This is a genomic window from Natronomonas sp. (assembly GCF_046483325.1).
GTDB lineage: Archaea > Halobacteriota > Halobacteria > Halobacteriales > Haloarculaceae > Natronomonas.
On record NZ_JAWODL010000027.1, the window covers coordinates 1 to 24,496 of the forward strand.

At 60.9% G+C, this 24,496-nt stretch carries 23 protein-coding genes; 9 read left to right on the forward strand and 14 right to left on the reverse strand.

Annotated elements, in window-relative coordinates; all coding sequences use genetic code 11:
- The 6 genes from R6U53_RS08870 to R6U53_RS08895 form a co-directional block, all read right to left on the reverse strand.
- On the reverse strand, positions 1-690 hold a 690-nt coding region (locus tag R6U53_RS08870; RefSeq protein WP_410322006.1), incomplete at its 3' end, for a branched-chain amino acid ABC transporter permease.
- Between the two features lie 2 nt (positions 691-692).
- A complete protein-coding gene (locus R6U53_RS08875; RefSeq protein WP_410322007.1) occupies positions 693-1,580 on the reverse strand; it encodes a branched-chain amino acid ABC transporter permease in 888 nt (295 codons plus the stop codon).
- Positions 1,580-2,278, reverse strand: a complete 699-nt coding sequence (locus R6U53_RS08880; RefSeq protein ID WP_410322008.1) for an ABC transporter ATP-binding protein — start codon at positions 2,276-2,278, stop codon at positions 1,580-1,582. The genes R6U53_RS08875 and R6U53_RS08880 overlap by 1 nt, the downstream gene beginning before the upstream one ends.
- Entirely contained in the window at positions 2,278-3,042 is a 765-nt protein-coding gene (locus R6U53_RS08885) for an ABC transporter ATP-binding protein (RefSeq protein WP_410322009.1), read from the reverse strand. Before R6U53_RS08885 ends, R6U53_RS08880 begins: the two co-directional genes overlap by 1 nt.
- An 11-nt stretch (positions 3,043-3,053) precedes the next feature.
- The gene (locus tag R6U53_RS08890; protein WP_410322010.1) at positions 3,054-4,367 is read right to left on the reverse strand and encodes an ABC transporter substrate-binding protein; all 1,314 of its coding nucleotides are present in this window, start codon (positions 4,365-4,367) and stop codon (positions 3,054-3,056) included.
- Between the two features lie 130 nt (positions 4,368-4,497).
- Positions 4,498-5,508 (reverse strand): alcohol dehydrogenase catalytic domain-containing protein, encoded by a 1,011-nt coding sequence (locus R6U53_RS08895; RefSeq protein ID WP_410322011.1) that lies wholly within the window; start codon positions 5,506-5,508, stop codon positions 4,498-4,500.
- A gap of 164 nt (positions 5,509-5,672) precedes the next feature.
- Between R6U53_RS08895 and R6U53_RS08900 the strand changes: the two genes are divergently transcribed.
- On the forward strand, positions 5,673-6,509 hold the full coding sequence (locus R6U53_RS08900) for an enoyl-CoA hydratase/isomerase family protein (protein WP_410322012.1): 837 nt from the start codon (positions 5,673-5,675) through the stop codon (positions 6,507-6,509).
- Between the two features lie 15 nt (positions 6,510-6,524).
- On the opposite strand, the gene R6U53_RS08905 is transcribed toward R6U53_RS08900, so the two are convergent.
- Entirely contained in the window at positions 6,525-8,090 is a 1,566-nt protein-coding gene (locus R6U53_RS08905; protein WP_410322013.1) for a long-chain-fatty-acid--CoA ligase, read from the reverse strand.
- A 69-nt stretch (positions 8,091-8,159) separates the two neighbouring features.
- The gene (locus R6U53_RS08910; RefSeq protein ID WP_410322014.1) at positions 8,160-8,585 is read right to left on the reverse strand and encodes an acyl-CoA thioesterase; all 426 of its coding nucleotides are present in this window, start codon (positions 8,583-8,585) and stop codon (positions 8,160-8,162) included.
- An 83-nt stretch (positions 8,586-8,668) separates the two neighbouring features.
- On the opposite strand from R6U53_RS08910, the gene R6U53_RS08915 reads away from it, so the two are divergent.
- The gene (locus R6U53_RS08915) at positions 8,669-9,472 is read left to right on the forward strand and encodes an enoyl-CoA hydratase/isomerase family protein (protein WP_410322015.1); all 804 of its coding nucleotides are present in this window, start codon (positions 8,669-8,671) and stop codon (positions 9,470-9,472) included.
- Between the two features lie 57 nt (positions 9,473-9,529).
- Here R6U53_RS08915 and R6U53_RS08920 read toward each other — a convergent pair whose 3' ends face one another.
- Entirely contained in the window at positions 9,530-10,591 is a 1,062-nt protein-coding gene (locus R6U53_RS08920) for a 2,3-butanediol dehydrogenase (protein ID WP_410322016.1), read from the reverse strand.
- 99 nt (positions 10,592-10,690) lie between these two features.
- On the opposite strand from R6U53_RS08920, the gene R6U53_RS08925 reads away from it, so the two are divergent.
- Entirely contained in the window at positions 10,691-11,443 is a 753-nt protein-coding gene (locus R6U53_RS08925) for an SDR family NAD(P)-dependent oxidoreductase (RefSeq protein WP_410322017.1), read from the forward strand.
- Positions 11,444-11,535: 92 nt separating this feature from the next.
- Positions 11,536-12,687, forward strand: a complete 1,152-nt coding sequence (locus R6U53_RS08930) for an acyl-CoA dehydrogenase family protein (protein ID WP_410322018.1) — start codon at positions 11,536-11,538, stop codon at positions 12,685-12,687.
- 92 nt (positions 12,688-12,779) lie between these two features.
- Here the strand turns inward: R6U53_RS08930 and R6U53_RS08935 are convergent, their stop codons facing one another.
- A complete protein-coding gene (locus tag R6U53_RS08935; RefSeq protein ID WP_410322019.1) occupies positions 12,780-13,886 on the reverse strand; it encodes an MFS transporter in 1,107 nt (368 codons plus the stop codon).
- 262 nt (positions 13,887-14,148) lie between these two features.
- Here R6U53_RS08935 and R6U53_RS08940 point away from each other — a divergent pair, with 262 nt between their 5' ends.
- Positions 14,149-15,792, forward strand: a complete 1,644-nt coding sequence (locus tag R6U53_RS08940) for an AMP-binding protein (protein WP_410322020.1) — start codon at positions 14,149-14,151, stop codon at positions 15,790-15,792.
- An 81-nt stretch (positions 15,793-15,873) separates the two neighbouring features.
- The gene (locus R6U53_RS08945; protein WP_410322021.1) at positions 15,874-16,650 is read left to right on the forward strand and encodes an SDR family NAD(P)-dependent oxidoreductase; all 777 of its coding nucleotides are present in this window, start codon (positions 15,874-15,876) and stop codon (positions 16,648-16,650) included.
- 37 nt (positions 16,651-16,687) lie between these two features.
- On the opposite strand, the gene R6U53_RS08950 is transcribed toward R6U53_RS08945, so the two are convergent.
- Together R6U53_RS08950 and R6U53_RS08955 are read right to left on the reverse strand one after the other, a co-directional pair.
- The gene (locus R6U53_RS08950; RefSeq protein WP_410322022.1) at positions 16,688-17,665 is read right to left on the reverse strand and encodes an alpha-ketoacid dehydrogenase subunit beta; all 978 of its coding nucleotides are present in this window, start codon (positions 17,663-17,665) and stop codon (positions 16,688-16,690) included.
- A 1-nt stretch (position 17,666) separates the two neighbouring features.
- Positions 17,667-18,647, reverse strand: a complete 981-nt coding sequence (locus R6U53_RS08955; RefSeq protein ID WP_410322023.1) for a thiamine pyrophosphate-dependent dehydrogenase E1 component subunit alpha — start codon at positions 18,645-18,647, stop codon at positions 17,667-17,669.
- Positions 18,648-18,752: 105 nt separating this feature from the next.
- Here R6U53_RS08955 and R6U53_RS08960 point away from each other — a divergent pair, with 105 nt between their 5' ends.
- The 3 genes from R6U53_RS08960 to R6U53_RS08970 all read left to right on the forward strand — a co-directional run bounded on the left by R6U53_RS08960 (position 18,753) and on the right by R6U53_RS08970 (position 22,189).
- Positions 18,753-20,525 carry a 2-oxo acid dehydrogenase subunit E2 gene (locus tag R6U53_RS08960; RefSeq protein ID WP_410322024.1) on the forward strand — a complete coding sequence of 591 codons (1,773 nt, stop codon included), beginning with the start codon at positions 18,753-18,755 and terminating at the stop codon, positions 20,523-20,525.
- Between the two features lie 94 nt (positions 20,526-20,619).
- Positions 20,620-21,351, forward strand: coding sequence for an SDR family NAD(P)-dependent oxidoreductase (locus R6U53_RS08965; RefSeq protein ID WP_410322025.1), 732 nt, complete (start codon positions 20,620-20,622; stop codon positions 21,349-21,351).
- 79 nt (positions 21,352-21,430) lie between these two features.
- Positions 21,431-22,189 carry an enoyl-CoA hydratase/isomerase family protein gene (locus tag R6U53_RS08970; RefSeq protein WP_410322026.1) on the forward strand — a complete coding sequence of 253 codons (759 nt, stop codon included), beginning with the start codon at positions 21,431-21,433 and terminating at the stop codon, positions 22,187-22,189.
- Between the two features lie 21 nt (positions 22,190-22,210).
- Here R6U53_RS08970 and R6U53_RS08975 read toward each other — a convergent pair whose 3' ends face one another.
- Together R6U53_RS08975 and R6U53_RS08980 are read right to left on the reverse strand one after the other, a co-directional pair.
- Positions 22,211-23,026 (reverse strand): alpha/beta fold hydrolase, encoded by an 816-nt coding sequence (locus R6U53_RS08975; protein ID WP_410322027.1) that lies wholly within the window; start codon positions 23,024-23,026, stop codon positions 22,211-22,213.
- Between the two features lie 3 nt (positions 23,027-23,029).
- On the reverse strand, positions 23,030-24,433 hold the full coding sequence (locus R6U53_RS08980) for a dihydrolipoamide acetyltransferase family protein (protein WP_410322028.1): 1,404 nt from the start codon (positions 24,431-24,433) through the stop codon (positions 23,030-23,032).
- Positions 24,434-24,496 lie beyond the last annotated feature (63 nt).

The window sequence follows — 24,496 nt, forward strand, 5'->3', positions numbered from 1 at the left end:
GATGCCAGCGATGCTTCCAAGCGACCCCGAAATGGCGAACTCGGTGATCTGGATCCGCTTGACTGGATATCCGATGGCACCCGTTCGGTCCTCGTTCTCACGGACCGCCTTCATCACCTTACCGAACGGTGAGTTGAGGAGCCGATACATCGCGCCGGTGAGTACCGCAAGTAACACGAGCGCGATGTAGTAGACGTTCTCCGGACCGGTGACGTTCATTCCCATAACCTGCGGGAAGATCACGATGAGACCGTCGTCACCGCCAGTGAATTCGGTCCACCTGAATGCGATTTCGTACAGGAACTGCGCAAAGGCGAACGTGAGCAGGGAGAAATAGATACCTCGTCCGCGGAGTGAGGCGACTCCCATGAACAGGCTGAAGACCAGCGCAGCCAACAGAGCGACGAGGATGGGGAGTAGCAGGCCGCTAGGCTCGAGTTGATCGAACGTGATCGCGACGCCGTACGCGCCGAGTCCAAAAAACGCGGCGTGCCCGAACGATGGGAGGTCAGTGAAGCCAAAAGCGAGATTGAACGCCATCGCGAAGAACGCGAGAATGAACACTCTCGTCAGAAGGTTGACCTCGAACGCGCCGATGAACGAGGGAAGTGCGAGGAAGGCGACGAACACGACGATTCCGACGGCGAGTATCGGTAGATCACTGCCACCACTGCTGAATCTATCGCGCACGCTCATTCCTCCATCACCCCCTTCACACCGAACAATCCACGCGGCTGTATGATCAATACCACGAGAAGGACGGCGATGATGGTGATACCGCTCAGTCGGAACGAAATATATCGTGCGACGAGAATATCGAGCATGCCGAGTCCGATCCCGGCCACGACGCTTCCTCGGTAGCTACCGAGGCCCCCGACGACGACGACTATAAATGCTTGGAGAAGGATCGAAGCTCCAGTCTCGGGACCGATACCCCGAATCGGCGTCATCAGCGCACCCGCGAGGGCAGCGATAGCGACACCGCTGGCGAACACGAAGGTATAGATCGCGGGAATGTTGTTCCCGAACGCCCTAGCCATCTCCTTGTCAGTCAAGCTAGCCCGAATGACGAGCCCCATTCGGCTGCGTTCGAGGAATATCCAGACACCGACGATGATTACCGTTCCGACGACCATAAGCACCAGCCGGTAGATCGGATAAGTGCTTCCGAGCACGCTCACCGATCCGGCGAACAGTTCGGGGATGGGGACACCTTTTGCTTGTTCACCCCAAACGAGAATAACGGCACCTTCGATTCCGAGTGCGACACCAACCATGATCAGTAGCTGTGTGACCGGACCGAAGTCGTACGACGGTTTGAGAAGCAACCGCTCGGTCAGTACTCCGAGTATAGCGACGACGAGTATCGCTGCAACGACACCGACGAGAAATCCGTATCCGGCTGTGACGGAAGCGAACACCACGTAGCCGCCGATCATATAGTACCCACCGTGCGCGAAATTAACGACTTCGAGGAAGCCGAAAATGAGGGTCAACCCCATCGCGATGAGTACGAGCATGATCCCCCAACTGAGCCCGTCGAGCAATGGCGTGATGAACAGCGGGGTCGTAGGCGTCATCACTGTACCCCCAAGTACTTTTCTTGGAGTTCTTGATCCGAACCGATGCTGTCCGCGTCGTCTTCATGCACGATCTGGCCGTTCTCGATAATGTATGCGCGGTCGGCCAGTTCGAGTGCTTCGTCCGTTTTTTGATCGGCGAGTATCATTGCGATGTCTTTCTCGGAAAGTTTAGCGACTGCGTCAGCGACATCGTCGACCAGCGAGGGCATTAATCCCTCGAAGGGTTCGTCGACCAACAGGAGGTCCGGATCGGCGACGAGCGCCCGCCCGATCGCGAGCATCTGCTGTTCACCGCCGCTCATCGTCCCACCTTGTTGATCGAGCCGTTCTTCGAGACGAGGGAAGAGATCGAAGACCTCCTGAAATCGGGATTTCCGCTGGGATTGATCCGTCAGCCCCATCTCGAGGTTTTCTTCGACCGAGAGGTTCGCAAAGATACGACGCCGTTCGGGAATCCAGGCGATTCCGTTCTGGTATATTTTGTCCGGCGACTGGCCCGTAATATCCGTACCGTTCATCGTAATTTGCCCCTCGATACGCGGTAAAACGCCCATTATTCCCCGACACGTCGTCGTCTTTCCAGCACCGTTCCGACCGAGTAGTGCGACGATCTCGTCACTGCCGACTTCTAAGGAGACGTCCTTGAGGATGTGGCTTTTGTCGTAATATCCATTGACTGAACGTAGTTTTAACATTATTCACCACCCAAATATACTCGTTGTACTTGCTTGTCAGCGGAGATTTCATCCGGGGTCCCCTCAGTCAGTACCGAGCCCTGGTGTAGCACCGTGATCTCTTCAGCAAGGTTCATCACCAGATCGAAGTCGTGTTCGGTAATGACGATCGTCAGCGAGGGATCGTTCGATAGATTCTGGAGTACAGACAGCATCTCCTGGCGCCCATCCTCGGACATTCCAGCGATCGGTTCGTCGAACAGAATTATATCCGGATCAGTGGCGAGTGCGATTCCGATCTCTATTTTCCGTTGGAGTCCGTGCGGGAGTTCATCGGCGGTGCGATCCCGTTCCTCTGAGAGGCCCAAGCGTTCTAGAACGTCTTCGGTTCGCTGGTTGACCGACGTCAGATCGCTCGCCTTCGACCACATGTTGAACGTGGTTTCGTTCGTCTGTGCCGCGATTCGGATGTTGTCAAAGACCGTGCTCTCCCCGTAAATATTTGACTTTTGATATGTTTTGACCAATCCGAGACGAGCGATTTCGTGTTCTTTTTTTTTAGTTATCGGTTCGCCATTGAGCATCATCTCACCGCTCGTCGGTGGAAACACACCACTGATGACGTTGAAGAACGTGCTCTTTCCGGCTCCGTTGGGTCCGATAATCGCCTTCGTTTTCCCTGCCTCGACGCTCCACGTCACGTCGTCGACGGCAGTCAGACTCCCGAACCGCTTCGTGAGGTCACGCGTCTGCAAGACGACCGAATCAGTCGTTGTATCCGACATGGCACCAGTGTTTACATCTGACACTCGACGTCCTCACACGGCGTGGTGTAATCGGCGCTGTCGACCTGTTCGATGATCTCGTGCGTGCCGAGACCGAGGTCGTCGTCAGCGCCGGTAACGCGCGCGATATAAAACGGCGGGATCCCCTGGTGGTCACACTCACGGATCGTGTTCTCACCGCGGGCACTCTCGAAACTAAAGCCCTCGAGTGCGCTCCGCGCCTCCGCCGGATCGAGAGTCTGCGCCTCGTTGAGACCCTCACCGAGGAAACGGCCAACCATGTAGCCGGTTTCAGAACTGTAGTTCGGGGGGTGGCCGTATTCGTTCTGGAACGCCTCGACGTGCTGGGCGTTCTGTTCGGTGTCGATCTCCCGCGTGTAGAGACAGGGGGTCCGGTAGAGTTCGCTGAACTGACTCATGATGTCCGAACCGACTTCCCCGGTCGCATACGCCGGGAGGCTCTGATTCCCCATCGGCATGTCGAAACCGCGGTTTGCGGCCTGGGTCAAGAACGCCGTCGACCCGCTACCCGTAATGCCGAACAAGAGCCAGTCGGCATCGCTCGATTGGATCTGATCGATAACCGACTGGAACTGCTGGTTTCCGAGCGGAACCGCGGCTTCGTCGACGATCTCGCCGCCCGCTCGTTCGATGCCGATACCGACGCCATCGCGCGTGGCTTGACCGTAACTGTAGTCCTGATACAGTACGAACGCCTGGTCGCCGAACTGCTCGGTACACCACTCACCGGCGAGGATTCCGGCCTGGTGGGTGTGGGGGTTCGGACGGTACGTCGTCATTCGGCAGTCCTCGCCAGTGGTCAGCGCACGATCGGCTGCTTGGATCAGCGAAAAGAGCATGCCCTGGCTGGTCGCGTATTCACTGAGAACGGACGCAACCGAACTGCTCGTTGCGCCAGCCATCAGGTCGATATCCTCTTGTTGGACTAGCCGACGTGCCTCGGAGAGTCCGGTGTCCGGATCAGTTTCCGTGTCACCGTTTACGACCTCCAGCGTCGTGTCCGGGAGGACGTCGTCGGATTCGTTGATCTCGTTGAACGCCAGCCGAAGCCCCTGATCTTGGAACTCGCCGGCAAAGCCGTACGCGCCCGACAATGGAGCCAACAATCCGACGGTAACCGTATCGGGGAGTCCGCCGCCCCCATTTCCTCCTCCGTTACCGCCTCCATTACCACCGTTCCCGTTCCCGTTCCCGCCGTTCCCGTTTCCAGCACAGCCCGCCAGGAGGGACGCAGCACCGCCGACGCCAAGCGTTTTGAGTACGTTCCGCCTCTTCGGACACTCTAGTCTGTCATTCTCTGTCATCGGGTGAACATCAACCCATACAAATATCAGTTATATAAACGTATCTATAAAATATTTGAACAAAACCGACAGGAGAGACGGGGCCGTCGAATACCCTATATAAAAACGAGGTGTAAGCAAGGGGGAGGCCTCAGGGAGTGACGACCAGTTTCCCGAAGAGCGATCGGTCGTCCATGTCGGCGAACGCTTGATCGGCGTTCTCGAGCGCGTACGTCTCGTTCACGACCGGGGCGAGGTCGCCGGCCTCGACGAGATCGACGAGGCGTTCGAGATCCGCTTGGGTACCCATCGTGCTTCCGATGACCTGTTTGTGATTCAAGAACAGATCGCCGAGCGTCAACTCCGAAGTCGGCCCTGCGGTCTGTCCACAGATGACCATTCGACCACCGCGTCTGAGAACGTTCAATCCGATATCGGAGAACGGTCCCCCGAGGTGGTTGATTGTCGCATCAACGCGTCCGATTTCGCGGACGGCCGCTCGGATATCTTCGGGATCACCGGACTCGATCGTGTAATCGACTCCGTGCTCTTCGAGCCGATCCAGTTTTTGTGCTGATGTCGACGTACCGATGGAGCGCGCTCCGAGGGAATCGATGAGCTGAATCGAGGCCACGCCGACTCCGCCGGTCGCCCCCGGAACGAACACGAGATCGCCAAGCCCGACGTCAGCGTGTTTGAGCATCCGAAGTGCGGTCATGTAGGCGACCGGAATGGCCGCCGCCTGAATTGCATCGACGTCGTCCGTGAGTTGGATGAGACGATTGGCCTCGACGAGCGCTTTCTCTGCGAGTCCACCGTGGTACAGACTAAACTGAGAGCAGTGGGTCTCGGGGCCGTCCCGACAGTATCGGCAAGAACCACAGGTCTCGTTGGGCGAGAGAAGCACGCGATCACCCACTTCCACGTCGGAGACGCCATCGCCGACGGCGGCAACGGTACCCGCGACATCCATCCCCGCGACGAACGGGAGGTCGTCCTCACCGTACCAGAGATCTCCGTTGAGTATCCAGAGATCGTGGTGGTTGAGCGCGCAGGCGGCGACGTCGATGACTGCTTCCCCTCGACCCGGATCAGGGTCGTCGAACGATTCTACCGAAACGTGTTCCGGGCCACCGAACCCGGTAAATGCTGCAGCACGCACAGGCGGAAACGTCGGTGACTCATTACAAATAACTATGGGTAGACGGGATGATTTGCGTCTCAACCCGTCGTTCCCGCCATTCATCGATCATATCCGGTGAAAGACCTTCGACCGGAGCGAATCAGGGTAAGGACTTTCAGCGACGCCGGGGATATGGATAGTGCATGTCAGACGTTATCAAATACGACGTCCGTACGGACGACGCCGTCGCACTACTCACGTTGAACCGCCCCGAAAAGATGAACGCGCTCAGCGACACCCTCATCACCGAACTTTGCGACGCTATCGAACGTGCCGAAGCGGATGACGACGTTCGCGTGATCGTGCTGACCGGTGCTGGTGACTCCGCGTTTTCAGCCGGCTACGATATCGAACCGAGTGGAGACGACGAGGATCCGATTCCGACGGTCGATACCCTCCTCGACACGTTCGAGGACTCTACAGTCCACGTACACGCGATCTGGGATTGCAACAAGCCGGTGATCGCGGCGGTAGACGGCTATTGTCTCGCCGGGGGCAGCGATATCGCGATGGCCTGTGATATCGTCATCGCTTCCGAGGACTCCGAGTTCGGTTACCCGGGGTTGCGGATGGCCGGCGTACCGCCGACGCTCATTTATCCGTTCGTCATGAATCTCCACGAGGCTAAGGAGATGCTCTTTTCGGGGAAAGTTGTCGATGCCGAGCGCGCGAAGGAGCTCGGGATGGTCAACCGGGTCGTTCCGAACGGGGACGTGCTCGAGGCCGTTATGGACGAGGTGAACGAGATACGGAAGATGCCGGGGAACAACGTCCGAATCCTCAAGCACATCGTCAACGGGGTGGCCGAGATGCAGGGTACAAAACCGATGTTGAAATACAGCGAACTATTCGACACGCTCGGCCACCACACGGAGTACGGAAAGGAGTACTACCGGATCGCCGAATCGGAGGGGATCGACGCGGCGCTGGAGTATATGAACGAGCAGAACAAGGGGATGAGCGATCCGGACGCGAACTAGCGCGAGGTTCGTAACTCACTCTCGCAGCTTGAATTTCTGAATCTTCCCGCTCGGGTTTCGTGGGAGTTCGTCGAGGAAGTGATACTGGCGCGGGCGCTTGAAGTTGGCGAGCTCGCCGTGGTCCCGACAGTACGCATCGAGTGTCTCGGCGTCGACGGTTTTACCGACCACATAGGCGACGACGCGTTCGCCCCACTCGTCGTCCTCCTCACCGACGACTGCCACTTCTTCGACCTCGTCGTGGTCGTAGAGAACGTTCTCGATCTCCGTCGGGTAGATGTTCTCCCCGCCGGAGATAATCATATCATCGATGCGGTCGACGAGGAAGAGGTAGCCGTCCTCGTTGAAGTAGCCTGCATCGCCGGTGAAGAACCACCCGTCACGGATCGCGTCAGCCGTCTTTTCGGGTCGATTCCAGTACTCGCTCATCATCGGTGGACCCTGAAGGATGATTTCGCCGGTGTCCCCTCGTGGAACCGTATCGATCGGTGTCACCGGATCGTCGGGGTCCTCCGTTTCGGTCGGTTCGACGATTCGAACCTCGTGGTTCGGAGCGGCCCGCCCGACGCTTCCCAACTGCTCGCGAACCTCGTCCGGTCGTATGAACGTCGCACACGGGCCCATCTCCGTCATCCCGTAGGCCGTGCCATAATCGTCACAGAACACATCCATACATTGTTCGAGAAGCGTCGGCGGCATCGGTGCAGCCCCGTACACACCGAGCTCGAGACTACTCCCGTCGAAGTCGTTCATCTCATCGGCGGCCGCAAGTAGTTCAGACCACGTTCGAGAGGCGATGAACAGATGCGTCGCACGTTCGTCGTCGATCATCTCGAGAACTCGCTTTGGGTCGAACTCGCGTAAGATAGCCGTCTTGGCCCCGAGGTTCACTCGCGGAAAGAGCCCACAGTTGAGTTCGGCGTTGTGATATAGCGGCATCGTCGAGATGCCCACGTCGCCGTAATCGAGGTCCATCCGACCGAAGTACATCAAGTTGTGATACGTGGCATCGCGGTGGGAGTGAATGACGCCTTTTGGCCGACCGGTCGTCCCCGACGTGTACATGATGGCGTATTGGTCCTCGGACGCGATCTCGACCGAGGGCGGTTGGTCACCCGCGCTCGCGATCGTCTCGTGAAATCCGTCGGCGTAGTTCGGCGTCGTATCGACGTCGTCGTCGATATAGAGATATCGTTCGACCGTCTCGAAGTCGTCTTTGCCGGCTTCGACCGTTTCGCGTGTCGATTCCTCGAACAGCAGCAGTTTCGAGGCCGAGTCGTCGAGAATGTACGCCACTTCACCCGGGGCGAGACGGTAGTTGATTGGATTGAACACGGCACCGGCGCGGAGCAATCCGAACACAGCGACGGCGAACTCGGCCGAGTTGTACATGAGAAGCGAGACGCGATCTCCGGGTTCGATCCCGGCGTCTCGGAGTGCATTGGCGAATCGGGTGACCCGTTCGTCGAACTCATCGTACGTCCAGCGAACGCCCTTTTCGGGATAGACGATCGCTGGACGATCCGGATACTTACGCGTCGTCCGTGTGAGCGTTTCGGGAACTGTCGGAAGGTAACCCATGTCACGAGCCAAGTCGGTCATCCGCTTAGACTTTTCGACGTCCTGTACGGGATCTACCCGACCGACCGTTTATTTCTCTTGCTCGATTCCTTCGTGAGCAGTGATCCGCTCGCGCCACGTATCCGGGATCGGTCTCGTCGTCTCACCGGCGGTATCGAGGACGACCTGCACCGTGCGTGCGGTCGCGGCAACATCGCCACTGTCGACGAACCGATACTCGAACGGGAAACTCGTCGTTCCGAGTTCGGGAACGCGGATCTGCACCCGCAGTTGACCACCGTATCGTACTTGCTTTTCGAATTCGATATGACTGCTCGCGAGAGCCATCTCGACGTCGTCGATACCGAGGTCGAGCACGTCGGTGAAATAATCCATTCGGGCTTGCTCCATGTACGTCGCGTACACGGAATTGTTGACATGTTTCATGTGGTCGAGGTCGCGAAGCCGGACTCGAAGAAGCGTCGCATAATTGAATCCCTCCTCGTCTTCGAACATATACGCGGTATCTGAGACGGGACGATACTTAGAGGTTGGTCACACGAAGTTTTAATAACGGAACTGTCGATCATGAACGTGGTATGCGAGAGTACGACAACCTGGATGTGAGTCTGGACGACGACGTTTTAACGATCGAGATCGACCGCCCCGACAACCTCAATGCGGTCAACGACCCGCTCCACGTGGAGCTTGCGACCGTGTTCGGCGACGCGTACGAGACGGACGCGCGCGTCGTCGTCCTAACTGGGAAGGGAGATGCGTTCTCGGCCGGTGGCGACGTAAACTGGATGAAACGTAACATCGAGAATCCCGAGAACTTTCAGCGGACCATGCGAGAGGGCGAACAGATCGTCGAGGACATCGTCAACCTTGAGAAGCCAATCATCGCGAAAGTCAACGGCGACGCGACGGGGCTGGGCGCGACCCTCGCGCTGTTCTGCGACATCGTCATGATGAGTGCGGACGCGCGTATCGGCGATCCCCACGTGAAGGTCGCGCTCGTCGCCGGAGACGGCGGAGCCGTCATCTGGCCGCTGTTGACCAGCCTCAACAAAGCCAAAGAGCTGTTGATGACCGGGGACCTCATATCGGCGGAGGAAGCGGGAGAGCTCGGGCTGGCAAACCACGTCGTTCCGGCGGACGAACTCGACGAGCGGACCGACGAGATGATCGACAAACTCGCGTCCGGACCACAGCCAGCGATCCGATACACCAAAAAGACGCTCAACAGCTGGCTCCAGCTCGGGAACAACCTGGCGCTCACTGAAGGTATCGCGCTCGAGGCGGTTGGCCAACAGCACCCCGACCACGAGGAAGCCGTCGACGCCTTCCTCGAAAGCCGACGACCGAACTTCCCGAGCGGCCGGGATCCGGACGACGACTGACTCGACGGCCCGCCGAATCCGCATCCTCCGTTCGGAAGGTACCGCGCCGTAACGCACCTACGGTTCGACGAGTATCTTGATCTGCTCGCTCTCGGGAGTCCGCAATGACTCGAATCCCTCCGGGACGGCCTCGAGCAATATCGTATCGGTGATCAGTTGCTCGGGGTCGAGTTGCCCGTCGTCGAGGAGTTTGATGATCGAGCGAAACTCGCTCCCGTTGCGGTCACCGGCGGTGTAGGACATCGTCCCCTCGATCGTTCGTTCGGCCATGACCACAGTGTTCGGGTGCGTCTCGACCGGCCCCTCGAACATGCTCACGACGACGACCGTTCCATCACGCCGGGTGCTCGTGATGGCGTCGTTGTACGTTTGTTCGATTCCCGCGACCTCGAACGCGATGTCGGTCCCACCGTCGGTCGCTCGCTTGATCCGGTGGATCGGAGCGGTGTCGGTCGGGTCGACGGTCGTCGCTCCGAGGTCGGCGGCTCGCTCCCGTCGAGCGTCCCGTGGCTCCGAGACGAACAGGTCGGTCGCACCGGCGGCACGGGCGAGTTGAGTGATCGCCAAACCGATTGGTCCGGCACCGAAGACGGCGACCGAATCGCCGGCCGTCAGATCCGCCTGTCGAACGGCGTGAAGCGCCACACTGAACGGTTCGACAAGCGCTCCGAGTCGAAGCGGGATGGATTCAGGTAGCGGAACGACGCTCTCGGCGGGAACGACCGACTGTTCTGCGAACCCGCCCCCGTTGGCGGAGACCCCAGTGAGCGCGATAGACGCACAGAGGTGCTGTTGGCCGGCAGTACAGTACCGACACGAGCCACAGTATCTGATCGGGTTGACCACGACAGGATCCCCGACGGCGTGTTCAGTCACGTCGTCGCCGACAGCCATGATCCTACCGGCGAACTCGTGGCCCATTCGAAGCGGAATCGAAGCACCCGTCATCGGGTGGGGATCTTCGGGCATGAAGATCGGACCCGCGGCGTATTCGTGAAGGTCGGAGCCACAGATCCCGGCCGCTTCGACGTCGATACGAACGTCCCCTGGACCGAGGGGCGTCGAATCGACCTCCTCGACGCGAACGTCCTCTCTACCGTGATATAACACTGCCCGCATGCGCCACAGTTGTGCGGATGAAGTGGTAACTGTTTCCCTCACAACCCCGCCTCCGCCACCCCCTGGCATTTATACGTGTACGGCGAAATCGATCGTACGATGAGCACACACAGCACAGTCGTCGTCACCGGTGGTGCATCTGGAATCGGCCGCGAAATCTGTCGAGCGTTCGGAGAGGCCGGGTCGAACGTCGTGGTCGCCGACGTCAAAAAGGAACCGTTCGAGGACGTCCCCTCCGTCGCGGAACTGTTCGAAGAGTTCGACGGCGAAGCCGCGTACGTCGAGACAGACGTCTCCGCGGAGTCGTCGGTCGAATCGATGTTCGAAACCGTGACGGAGCGATTCGGCGGTGTCGACACGCTCGTCAACAACGCCGGAGTCGCGCGGTTCGGATCGGTCACCGAGACGTCGGCGGAGGATTGGCAGGCCGAACTCGACGTGAACTTGACGGGAGTATTCAACTGCTGTAAACACGGCATTCCAGTGCTCACGGAGAACGAACGGTCCGCGATAATCAACATTTCGAGCGCGTACGGGATCCGGGGCGGCATCGGGAACTTCGGATACAGCACGACGAAAGGCGGCGTCGTCGCTGCGACCAAGCAGGTGGCGGCGGAGTTCGGGCGTGACGGAGTTCGGACCAACGCCATCGCGCCGGGATTTATCGACACACGAATGTTCCGGGAGGACACTCCCGACGGTACCGAGGAGTTTGCCGTCAAACAGACGCCGCAGCGCCGTCTGGGCAATCCCGGCGAGGTCGCACGCGTCGTACGCTTCCTCGCGTGCGAGGATGCGAGTTTCGTAAACGGACAGATTATCGCCGTCGACGGTGGGTTCACCATGACCTGATTGAGCGGCACTGCCCGGACGGTAGCAGCGCGACTTCTCGGACCGAGGTTCAGGGGGTAAATATATACCCCGGTATTGGTAATATATGACCAATGTCAGGGACGCTGTCAGCCGAACACAAAGCGGTACGCAAAGCGGTACGCGAGTTCGCCGAGGAGGAGATCGCCCCAGTCGCGAGCGAGTACGACGAACCCGGAGTGGTCCAGTTCCCGTGGGAAATATTCGAACGTGCCGCGGAACTGGACTTTCTCGCGCCTCACTATCCGGAGGAGTACGGCGGCTCGGGGATGGACTTCCTGTCGACGATCATCGTTCACGAGGAGTTCAACCGTGCGGATCCGGGGATCGGAACTGCGGTGCTCACCGGAAAATTCGGAACCGAAATGATCCTCGAGTACGGTGACGAGTGGCAAAAAGAGGAGTTCGTCAGACCCGTGCTGTCCGGGGAGATAGCGTGTGGTACGTCGATCAGTGAACCGGGGGCGGGCAGCGACGTCGCTGGGATGCGAACTACCGCCGAGTTGGACGGCGAGGACTACGTGCTCAACGGATCGAAAACCTGGGCCAGCACCAGCCCGGTCGCCGATTACATGACGGTGATGGCGAAGACGAATCCGGACGCGGGACACGGCGGCATCAGCGCGTTCATCGTCCCCACTGATACGGAGGGGTTCACCATCGAGAAGGACATCGAGAAGATGGGACTTCGCGCTAGCCCCACGGCGGAGATCAGTATTTCCGACGCCCGCATCCCGGAAGAGAACCTCGTCGGAACCGAAGACGAAGGGTTCTACCAGCTCATGGAGTTCTTCAACGAGAACCGGATCATGGTCGCTGCCAACGCATTGGGAGCGGCGGCGGGCGCGTACCGACACGCCTACCAGTACACACAGGAGCGGGAAGCGTTCGGGCAACAGATATCCGAGTTTCAGGGACTTCAATGGATGCTCGCGGATATGGCGACAAAAGTGGAGACGGCGCGCTCGACGATCTATCGGGCGGCCAACCGTCATATGACGGGCGAAGATCCGAGACAACTCGCCTCGATCGCGAAGTATTATGCGAGTGAAATCTGTGAGGACGTTTGTTCCGACGCGATCCAGATTCACGGCGGCTACGGCTACACTCGCGACTTCCCCGTCGAGAAGTTCTATCGGGACTCCCGCGTTCAGAAAATCGTGGAGGGAACGAGCCAGATTCAAAAGAACATCATCTACGACAGTATAGACGGGACCGAGTTGTGAGCCGAACTGGGAAAGGGCCCAGACCGAGCGTGTCTACTGTTCCGAGCAGCTCGTACTAACGAGGACCGTTGGGGTACGTTCGGGATCGATCCTCAATTCGACCGGGTAATGAGGAGGGTAGCGCCGATCCCGGCCACACCCACGAACGTGTAGGCAACGAGCGCTGTCGTCCAAGAGAACGCATCGATGAGCCAGCCGCCGACGGTGGGTGAGACGAGCGAGCCGCTGAACCCGACTGCTCCGAAAACAGCCAGAGCAGTCCCTCCCGTTCCTTTCTCTGCCAGCTCCTGGACGTACACGAAGTAGACCCCCATAGCGAACTGGAGAACGAATCCCACGAGAAGGAGACAGAGCGCGAAAATCAATAGCGTCGGAGCGCTCGTGATAGCAAGGAATGCGGGGAGCGTGACCGCGATGGCACCGACGATAACGTAGCGACGGGTCCCGAAATAGTCGGAGAGCCACCCACCTCCCGGACGACCGAATATACCCATTATGGGGACCAGAGCGGCTATCGCGCCGGCACGATTTATCGGGAGCGACAGAATTTCCACTCCGTAGGTCGGCATCCACGAGTTCAAAAAGAAATACAGAGAGTAACTACAGGCTGCCGAAATCGACATGAGAACGATACGACGGTCGGTTAAAACCCTGCGGATAACACCTGGTTCGACGTCGCTACCGCTGTGTATCGGCGTGGGTGTCGACGAATAAAACAGCGAGTAACCTATCGTCGAGACCACGGCGTACACGGCAAAAGAGGTGCTGAATCCGACTACGTTTACCAGACGTGGCGTCCCAAACTGACCGAGCGCGATGCCCATCGGTGCACTCGCGGTGAACACGGTCGTCGCGAATCCCTGCTTTGCGGGTGGGAACGTCTCCGTGATTACTTTCGCACCCATCGTGAACAGGAAAATCGCACAGATCCCGGCGGTGAATCTCGTGGCGAGCCACGTCGTATACGAGGTCACGATCAGGCCGACCATAGTCGTAAGAACGAATCCGACGAGCGCCCAGAACAGGAGCCGTCGGTTGTCGTACCGGTCCATGAGGAATCCGCCCGGAATCTGTAGCAGAACCGATCCCAATATGGGGACGCTTACTGCCAGCCCTGCAGTCGCCTTGTTGATCCCGTATATGTCAGTCAGAAGCGGAACGACGCTGGCTGGCGCGATAAAATAGGCGTTGATCCCCATCGAGATGATGAAACATCCGGCTAAGAGCCCGTACGGTCGGTGATCGCGTACTGATAGCCGACCTGCCGATGTTGATGTTGTCATCTCGGCTGCGTCCCGCTATCGGCACTCCTCCAACCGTCTCGAAGTCCTTGCACGTGAGTAGCCTGTTTGTCGGGTGACAAAAATCTTCGTGACGTGGCTCACCTCGCTGGCACGGTTTCGACCGCGAGTCGTTCTGCGGACCGCAACTCATATTATTCCAATCCGATGATGTATTGTCATGGGAGACATAGACAATGTCACGTTACCGCGTCTTTCGGACGAAATCAGGGATCGCTACTACGAACGAGATCACTGGTGCGACAAGACGCTCGTCGACCTGTTCGAAACGGCCATCGAGGAACGGCCGGACGCAAAGGTCATCGGCCCCCATCGGACGGTGACGTATCGCGAACTCGGTGAGGAAGTGAGACGGGTTTCAGCCGGGCTGGATGCGCTGGGTGTCGAAGCCGGCGACGTCGTCTCGTATCAGATCCCAAATTGGGTGACGACGAACGTACTTCATCTTGCGATCTCGAAACTGGGGGCCATCGCGAACCCGATCATCCCGATCTACCGACGCAGCGAAGTCTCGTACATACTCGAAAACTCCGGCTCGAAGTGCATCTTCATTCCTGACGATTTCAGAGGGTTCGATTATCCGTCGATGGTCGACGAGGTCGCTTCGGAACTATCAACGCTTGAACACGCCATCGTCGTCGGTGACGACCCGGGGCTGGAAAACGTCGAGTCGGGATCCTACAACGACCTGTGTTCGCTGGCCGATGGCGACGTTCGAGCTGCTGTCGAAGCGGACGACATCCACGCATTGTTGTATACGAGCGGCACGACCGGAAACCCGAAGGGAGTGCTTCACACGCACAACACGACGCTTTTCGAGCTTCGAGGGACTAATGAACTTCTCGGGCTCTCCTCGGAGACGACGGTGTTCATGCCGTCGCCGGTTACGCACGTGACCGGAATGCTCTACGCGCTCGAACTTCCGTTCACCCGTGGGATGGATCTCGTGTTGATGGATCAGTGGGATCCGGCAGAAGCGATCGCCCTCATCGACGAACACGACGCGAACATGACCGTCGGGGCGACGCCGTTCCTCCGTGGGATAACCGACGAAGCGCCCGATGAGTGGGACTCACCGCTCCGCGTGTTCGGCTGTGGTGGAGCGGACATTCCCCCGGAACTGATACGCGAGGCGACGGACGTCCTCGACTGTACGGTCCAGCGAATCTACGGCTCGACGGAGTATCCCACGGCGACGTGGCCGCCGCTCGACGCACCGCTGGAAAAGCTCTCCGAAACGGATGGTCCGCCGGCCCCCGGTGTGAAGGTCAAAATCGTCGACGTCGATACGAGAGAGGAACTCCCACCCGGGGATAAGGGCGAACTGCTTGCCCACGGTCCCGAACTGATGGTCGGCTATCTCGGCGACGATCTTAACGACGAGGCGTTCGACGGCGAGTGGTTCAAGACGGGCGATCTCGCGGTGATGGACGGAGACGGGTACATCAAAATCTCGGGTCGGAAGAAGGACATCATCATCCGCGGTGGGGAGAACATCCCCGTCAAGGACGTCGAAGACCGGCTGTACGAACACCCCGCAGTCGACGACATCGCCATTGTCGCGATGCCCGACCCGGAATTGCAAGAAAAGGGATGCGCGTACGTGAAAGTCAAAGAGGATCACGAGTTCACCTTCGAAGAAATGACAGCATACTTAGATGAACAGAGGATCGCGAAACAGAAGTATCCGGAACGGCTGGAGATCGTCGACGAGCTCCCGATGACCGCGAGCGGCAAAATCCAGAAGAACGTTCTCCGAGAGCAGATCGCCGACGAACTCGGACTGAAGCCGGTCACGCGGTAGACGGGCAATCTCGAACTATCCGTTATTAAGCCCCGTGAGCGTGTGGTGAACATTCAAGTCGGACGGCGAAGTTGAGCACGTATGACTGATCGGACAGCGATCGTTACGGGTGCGGCCTCGGGAATCGGGCGGGCGACCGCGCTCCGACTCGCTGCTGACGACACGATGGTGATCGTCGCGGATATGAACGAGGACGGAGGCGAAGAAACCGTCAAACGGATCAGTGAGGCTGGGGGAAACGCGAACTTCCACCGAGTGAACGTCGCGGACCGACGTCGGGTCGACGAGATGGTTGCCGACGTCACGGAGCGTCACAAACACATCGACGTGCTCGTCAACAACGCCGGGGTGCTCCGTCTATCACGGTTCGAAGAGACGCCGGAGTCGGATTTCGACCTGCAGACCGACGTGAATCTCAAGGGAGTCTGGAACGGATGTCAGGCAGTTATCCCGAACATGGTAGAACACGGTAGCGGATCGATCGTCAACACGGCGTCCGTAGATGGGATCCTCGGTGCGGCGTATCACGCACCCTACGGGGCCTCGAAGGCCGCCGTCATCAACCTCACTCGGTCACTTGCCGTCGAGATGGGACGAGATGGGATCCGGGTTAATGCAGTCTGTCCGGGTATCGTCGCGACGCCCCCAGTCGAGCAGTACATCGCTTCCCGGGACGACCCTGAGACGAAGCGGGAAGCGATGGCGGCGGAGAACGCTCTCGACCGTCTCGCGGATCCCGTAGAGGTGGCTGAGTGTATCGCGTTTTTGGCGAGCGACCACGCCTCGTTCGTCACGGGGGAGGATTTCGTCGTCGACGGCGGACAGCGATACCAGCGGGCAGACCACTTCCGGCCTTGAGTGATATCCCCAGTCGAGGAAAATGGCCGAAGGGCGTTCAGAGCCGCGGGAGGTCGCGGATAGCGCGTTCGATGTCTTCTTCCCCCGGCACCACCGCATCGACGAGCGACGGCGAAAACGGGACGGGTGTATCGTCGATGCCCAACACCGTCACCGGTGCTTCGAGGTGGTAGAACGCTTCATCTTCGATGACCCGAGCGATGTACGAGGCGGGGCCGTTCTGGATCAACGATTCGTCGGCGACGACGATGCGACCGGTTTTTTTTGCGCTTTCGGCGAGCGTCTCCCTGTCGAGTGGTTTCAACGTTCTCGGGCTGACGATCTCGACGCTTATTTCTCCCTCCAGAGACTCCGCAACGGAGAGTGCGTGTTGCAACTGTTGTTGTGTTGCGACGACGGTGACGTCCGCTCCCGATCGTTCCACCGCCGCTTCCCCGAGCGGGAGCGTGTACGACGTGTCGGGAACCTCACCTTCCCGGTTGTACGCTTGCATGTGTTCGAAAAACAGAACTGGGTCGTCGGATCGGATCGAGCTCTTGAGAAGCCCCTTCGAATCGTACGGCGTACTCGCCACGACGACCCGGACGCCGGCCATGTGCATGAACAGCCCGTGAAGGCTCTTCGAGTGCTGGGGCGCGGCGTTGAACGTCGGCCCGCCGTTCAGTGTCCGGACGGTCAGCGGCACAGATGTCTCACCGCCGAACATGTACCGAAATAGGCCGGCTTGATTCAGTATCTGATCGACCGCGAGCCCGATGAAATCGGAGTACATGATCTCCGCGATCGGTCGCGAGCCGGTCAGTGCGGCGCCGGCGCTTCCGCCCATGATCGCGGCCTCGCTGATGGGAGTGTCAATCACGCGGTCCTCACCGAACTGCTCGAGCAGACCGCGGGTGACGGCGAACGTCCCCCCGGCCTCGGCGACGTCCTCACCGATGAGGAACGTCGAATCGTCCCGCTCCATCTCCTCGACGAGGGCGTCGTTGATCGCCTCCCGCATCGATTTGACGGCCATCTCAGATCTCCTCCGAGTACACGTCTTCGAAGGCCGCTTCGGGGGACGGATACTCGCTTTGGCGGGCGAACTCGACGGCGTCGTCGATCCGTTCTGACGCTTCATCGTAGAACGCCTCGAGTCTCGACGGGGCGAGGGCGTAGGATTCGAGAAGCGACGCCTCGAGTGTCTCGATCGGATCCCGCTCCTTCCACGCCTCGAGTTCCTCCTCGGTTCGATAGCGCATCTGATCGCCCTCGTAGTGTCCGCGGTACCGATAGGTCTCACAGATGAGAAGCGACGGACCGTTGCCGGACCGGGCGCGTTCGACGGCGTCGCTCGTCGCTCGGTACACCTCGTCGACGGACATCCCGTCGACGGTTTCTGCGGGCATGTCGTAGACCTCACCGCGCGCTTCGAACCCCTCGACGTGGTGTTGCTCCTCGGCCGGTGTCATCTCCCCGTACTGATTGTTTTCGCAGATGAAGACGACGGGCAGGTCCATCACGCCCGCGAGGTTCATCGCCTCGTGTACCTGCCCTTCCGCCATCGCGCCCTCGCCGAAGAATGAGAGACACACCTGATCAGACCCCGAACGGCGGATCGAGAGGCCGGCCCCGGCGGCCAGCGGCTGTCCGGCGCCGATGATCCCGTTCGCTCCGAGCATCCCCTGATCGACGTCCGCGATGTGCATGCTCCCGCTCTTGCCGCCGCAGTAGCCGGTCTCCTTGCCGAACAGTTCGGCCATCATACGGTCGGGCTCGAGCCCCTTCGCGATCGCGTGTCCGTGGCCCCGATGGGTCGAAGTGATGTAGTCATCCGCCTCGATCGTCGAGCACGCGCCGACGGCGATCGCTTCCTGTCCGAGGTAGAGGTGGACGAATCCGGGGAGTTCGTTGTTCTCGAACAGCGTCTGGACCCTGGACTCGAACTCGCGAATGAGGATCATCTGCTCCAACTGCTCGAGCCGTCGATCAGAGTGTTCACTGGCATTGTTTGGCATGACTGAACGCCCTACCGGGACCGTGAAAAATCTATGCGTCCCGAACGAGTCGCGTGGTAACGATGATCAATGTTTTTATTATGGTTCGTCGAAGTGAACCCATCGATGGTACAGGCAATACGGATGCCGATGATGGGAAACACGATGGAGAGCGGGCTGCTCGATGAGTGGCGCGTCGGGGAGGGCGAGGAGATCGAAGCCGACGACGTGGTCGCCGTCGTCGAATCCGAGAAGGCGGCGGCCGACGTCGTCGCCGACCGCGACGGCATCGTCGCCCGAATCGACGTCGAGGAGGGCGAGGAGGTCGCGCCCGGGACGCTTCTCGGCGTGATCGTCGGTGAGAACGACGCTCTCTCGGAGGCGCCACCGCCCAGAAGCCGGATCGAGCCGGGAGGCGAAAACGCCGACGACGCCGCAACGGAGGGATCTGGCGACGGTCCCCCGAAGGCGGACAGGACGGACAGCGAGGAGGCCGGAGCTGAAACCAGGGGCGATCGGCCGGCGGAGGTCCCGGCGGCGCCCGGCGCGCGAGCGCTCGCGGCCGAACACGACGTGGATCTGGCGGCGGTCGAAGGAACCGGGCCAGACGGGGCCGTGATCATCGCGGACGTCGAAGACTACGTCGCGGTCCGCGACGCGGACGCCGGATCGGAAGCGAACGAATCGGACGATACTACTCGCGTGTTCGCCACCCCGAGCACTCGACGGCTTGCGCGCAATCTCGGTGTTTCGATCGACGAGATAGCCGGGAGCGGCATCGACGAGCGAATCACCGAATCTGACGTTCGGGCGGCCGCCGGGGAGATCGATCGAGCTCCCGATCGGTCGGCCGAACCGGCTCGAACTGACGCGGCGGAAAGCGAGGGGAAACGACGGCGTGATCCGGACGACTTCGGCGTCACGGTCGAAGAGGAGCGGAGCCTCTCGCCGATGCGGCGAACGATCGCCGAGCGGATGGCTCGGTCCGCGCGCGAGGCGCCGCACGTGACGAACAAGCGCGAAATTACCGTCGATCGTGCGTTAGAAGCCACCGACTCCCTCTCGGAGGAACTCGGACCCACGATCGGTTTTACCGACGTGCTCATAGCCGCCGTCACGCGTGCGCTAGCGGCTCATCCGGAGTTCAACGCGTGGTACGAGGGAGAGCGCATGCGGTTCATCGCTGAGCGCAACGTCGCCATCGCCGTAGATACGGACGCCGGACTCGTCACGCCGGTCATTCGATCGGCCGGCGATCGATCGCTCCGTTCGGTCGCGAGCGAGCGACGCCGGCTGACGGATTTGGTGCTGAACAGTGAGTATACGATGAACGCCCTGCAGGGCGGCACGTTCACCATCACGAACCTCGGGATGTTCGGCGTGGACTCCTTCGACCCGATCATCAATCCGCCGCAGGTGGCGATCCTCGGCGTCGGTCGCATTCGTGAGGGGGACGACGGACGGACGTGCGTTCTGTCGCTCTCGTTCGATCACCGCGCCGTCGACGGCGCGGACGCCGCCCGGTTCCTCGACACGATCGCTGAAGGGATCGAGTCGCCGGTCGTCCTTCGAACCGCCGGCGCCGAGGCGGACGACGAAGCGGCCGAACAGTCCGCGGCGCAATCGGACGGGCCGGCCGCTGACTCGGGGCGAGACGCGATCGGGTCGGCCATCGCGGACGACCTTCGCGAGCAGGCGCGTGAGATATCCGCCGCGCACGGATGGGAACTCCCCGAGTTCGACGTGCGAGTGGACGACACCGGGCTGTCGATCACCGTCGACGCACCGGCGGGGACGTCGCCGGCGACGATGCGGCGGCTCACACACGCTGCGTGTCGGGAATCGTCGTATCGCGCCTCGATCAGCGGTCTCATCGATCCGGAGATCACGCTCGCATGACCGCCGGGACCGCGGTCGGACACGTGGCGGAGACGGACGTCCGCGAGCGAGACCCATACGTCTATGACCTCCGGAATCCAGATACCGTGTGAACATGGCACGAACGGTGTTAGTCACGGGTGCCTCGGGCAGCATCGGGCGAGCGATCTGCGAGAACGTGGCCGGCGAGTGGGACGTGGCGGCCCACTATCACGCCGACAGTTCGACGGGCACCGAGGTGGTCGAGTCGGTCCGGAGTGAGGGCAGCGACGCCCGTTCGTATCGCGCCGATCTCGGGGACACCGAGGCGGCGGTGGGACTCGTCGAGTCGGTCGCCGACGATTTCGGACGGCTCGACGGGATCGTGAACAACGCCGGCGTGTTCTACGACGCCCCACTCGATGCGTACGATGACGACATGTACCAGCGGACCTTCGGCGTCAACGCGGACGGCGCGATCTACGCGACGCGGGCGGCGCTCTCGGCAATGGAGGCGAACGAACCCGTCGACGGTGTCCGCGGGCGGGTGGTGAGCATCGCGTCGACCGCGGGCGTCCATGGCGGGCCGAAAGACGCAATATACGCCGCGTCGAAGGGCGCGCTCATTGCATTCACGAAGAGTGTCGCGCGGTCGCGGGCGGCCGATTCGATACTGGCAAACGTCGTCGCCCCCGGGCCGACCGACACGGGGATGCTCCCCGAGGAGCGAAAGGAACTCGCGAGGGACGCGATCCCGCTGGGACGGCTCGCGACGCCCGAGGAGATCGCCGAGGTGGTACGGGACGGGCTCGAAACCTCGTTCATGACCGGGCAGGTCCTCGAACTCAACGGCGGACTCTACACGTGATCGGCGGCGTCACGCGACCGCGGCAAGCCACCGCGGCCGCGTGATCAACAGTTATATGCGACTCGTGGTAACTCGAACCATGACGATAGCAGTTCCCGAGACGATCGACTTCGGCGTCGACGACGGCGTCGCGACCGTGACCATCGACCGCCCGCCGGTAAACGCGCTCCGCTCCGAGGAGTACGTCGAATACGCGGCGTTTTTCGACGCGCTCTCGGAGCACGACGAGGCACAGGTCGTCGTCATCGAGACGGCGGGCGAGGACCGGTTTCTCGCCGGCCACGACGTGAACGAGTTCGTCGAACTCACACCCGAGACCGCGCGGACGCTCACCGAGCGCGCCCGGGCGTTCTTCCGGGCCATCGACGAAGTGGCCTGGCCGACGATCGCCGCCGTCGACGGATACGCGCTCGGGACCGGCCTGGCGGTCACGGCCGTGACCGACCTCCGCTACGCCACGGCGGACGCCGAGTTTGGGCTTCCGGAGGTGGATCGCGGCGTACTCGGCGGGTACAAATTCGCCCAGCGACACCTCCCGGAGGGTCGCGCTCGCGAACTGTTCTTCACCGGAGACACGATCACCGGGGAGACTGCATGCGAGGAGGGATACGTCCAGGCCTGTTTCGAGACGCGGGCGGAACTGCACGAGGCGGTCGCCGAAACCGCAGCGACGATCGCCGAAAAGAACCGCGAAACCATCCGTCTGGCGAAGGCGTCCGTCATCGAGACCGTCGACATGGAGACGCACGCGGGATACGAGCGCGAGTGTGCCTACACCGTCGAACTGCGCGGCGACGAGGGTGCACGTCGCTCCTCGGCGGCGTTCTTCGACGAGTGATCGCGAATGAAGAGTCGACCGCTACGGCGCGGTCGGTTCGAGCGAACCGATGAACGCATCCAGCACGCGGTTGAAGCGGTCCGGCTGCTCGAGAAACGGGCAGTGGTCGCTCTCGGAGAACCGTTCGAGTTCGGCGTCCGGGGTGTGATCTGCGACGTATTCGACGCTCCCCGCCTCCAGTACGGACTCACCTTCACCGAGGCAGACCAGCGTCGGGACGTCGACGGCTCCCAGAACGGACCGGTAATCTCGCACCGACTGATCGAACAGGATCGCGCTCTTTATTCCCGGCGGAACGCGGGCGATCTCGTCGAACACGAGCCGCTCGCGAGCTCCCTCCAGCGGGTTTTTAAACATCCGATCGGCGTACAGCTCGGCTATCGCGTGGGGTTCCGTCTGCACAAGTTCGAGCAACTCGGCGAGACCGTCGAGATCGAACGAACCGTATTCGTAGCCCTCCCGCTCGAGGTCGGCCGGCTGTTGTTCGACGACGACGAGCCCGCGGAGGCGGTCGGTCCCGAACCGGTCGACGTACTCCCACCCGACCAGCGCGCCCATCGACCACCCGACGAGTACGACGTTGTCGAGTCCCAGCGTCTCGAGGAACCGCTCGACGTCGGCGGCGTACGTGGGGAGCGTATGTCCCCGAGGGGTCGTCTCTGAGCGTCCGTGTCCGCGGAAATCGAGCGCGATCGACCGGTGGGCGTCGGCCAGCGCGTCCAGCTGTGGATCGAAGAACCGACAGCTCATCATGACGCCGTGGAGAAAGACGATCGGTGTCCCATCTCCCGACGTCTCGTAGTACAGCTCACAGCCGTTGACGGTCTCGGTGGGCATGGGTCACACCGCGTCGAAGGCCCGACCCGGGTATTCGATGTACTCGGCGAGCCGTTCGAGGAACGCCCCGGAGTCGGCGCCGTCGAGGACGCGATGATCGATCGTGAGGCTGAACGTGATCGCGCGTCGGAAAACTGTCTCGCCGTTCCGTTCGACGGGGACGTGTTTTCGGCGGCCGATGGCGAGGATCGCCACCTGCGGCGGATTGATGATCGAGTACGACACGTCCATGTCGAAGACCCCGACGTTGGTCACGGTGAACGTCCCGCCCTGCAGATCCGAGGGTGTATGCTCCGAAGCCAACACGGCGTCCACGAGTTCACGCCGACGCGACGCGAGGTCTCCGAGCGTCCGCTCGGGGACGTCCTCGATGACCGGAACGATGAGCCCCCGGTCACCGTTGACCGCGTATCCGACGTTCACCTCGTCGATGAGCCGGTGGGCATCGTCCTCGAAGTGGGCGTTGAACGCCGGGAGGTCCTCGAGCGTCCGCCCGACGAAGTGGAGAATGAGATCGTTCAAGGAGACCTCGAGCCCGCGTTCGTCGACCAGGCGGTCTTTGACCTCTTCGAGACGCTCGATCTCGATGTCCCGCGTCCCCATGACGTGCGGTTTGGTTCGGGCGCTTTCGCTCAGCCGTTCGGCGATCGTTCGCCGAACGCCGGTCAGCGCCCGCGAGTCCGTGACTGTCAGTCCGTCGGTCTCTCCGGCCGTGTCGGTCGACGCCGGTTCGTCGCCATCACCAGTCTCGGCCACGAACGACTCGATGTCAGACTCGGTGATCGCACCCTGCGGCCCCGTGCCGGTGACCTGCGCGAGATCGATGTCATCCTCGTTCGCCCGGCGTTTCGCCCGCGGCGTCGCCTTGACGTCCGTCGGTGAATCGCCGTCCGATGGACCCGTTTCAGCCTCGGCCGCGAAGGACTCGACGTCGGACTCAGTGATCGCGCCCTCCGGCCCCGTGCCGGTGACCTGTGTGAGATCGACGTCATCCTCGTTCGCCCGCCGCTTCGCCCGCGGCGTCGCTTTGACGTCCGTCGAATCGGTCTTCTGTTGCGCTGCCCCCTCGTCGGAACTCCCACCTGCCTCCGCTGGAGCGTTGCCGTCGTCCCCGGAGATCTCGACTCCATCTTCCGAGATCTCCGAGAGGGGTGGGACTGACTCACCCTCCTGGCCGATCACGGCGAGGGGTTTCCCGACCTCGATCTCGATTTCAGTCCCCTCGTCGACGTACTGGCCCAACAGCACGCCATCCGTCGGCGCTTCGATCTCGGCGCTGGCCTTCTCTGATTCTAAAATAGCGATGACCGTTCCTTCGGACACGTGCTCGCCTTCGTCGACCTCCCATGAAACGAGGTCACCGTAGTCACTCAGCCCCAGTTTCGGGATTCGAACTACCTCTACCATGCGAAGTGGTTTCACGCGGTGGGATACTTAACTTCTGGGAGGGAGGGTTTTCGGGAGTACGAC